Raw genomic sequence first — 503 nt, forward strand, 5'->3', positions numbered from 1 at the left:
GGGTAGCCCTTAAATATTTGCCCTGCTTCTTTCCAGGGACCACTTCCAGGAGGTATTTGTTCAAAAGTGTAAGGATTTTTGCCAATCTTTGTACCAACAAAGTCATTTTTATGATTTTCCAAGTTTACGTAATCCTGCTTTCCATCACTTAAGATATATAACGTATCTGCCATGTTTTGAGTATTATAAGCTGGTCCAAAGAAATTAATCGTTGTTTTCTTTGCTATACCATGAACACCATGCTTTTCTAAATCATGCGATCCATTGCCCGCTGTCATAATGCCGCGGCTATGCGCATCAGTATGCAATCCTATATTGCCAAGGCTATACAACAGATTCTGGTACTTCTTCGTCGAATTGGTCAGAGCACCCAACTTACCTTCTAGAGCATACTGATACCCTGCAATGAACAACTCTACCAAGAAAGAATCGCTATGAGGGAACATCAGAAAATAGTGTGGATCATTCTTGTTATCAGCCAACTGAACCGCATTATGGGCTGC

General features: G+C 40.6%; 1 protein-coding gene. It reads right to left on the minus strand.

The genetic code is table 11. From position 1 onward, the window contains the following. A partial coding sequence (locus ACFILZ_RS10220) for a hypothetical protein (RefSeq protein ID WP_375611109.1) occupies nucleotides 1-503 on the minus strand: 503 nt, incomplete at both ends.

The sequence above is a fragment of the Bartonella sp. AP40SXNS genome (assembly GCF_042195825.1).
Taxonomy (GTDB): Bacteria; Pseudomonadota; Alphaproteobacteria; order Rhizobiales; family Rhizobiaceae; genus Bartonella.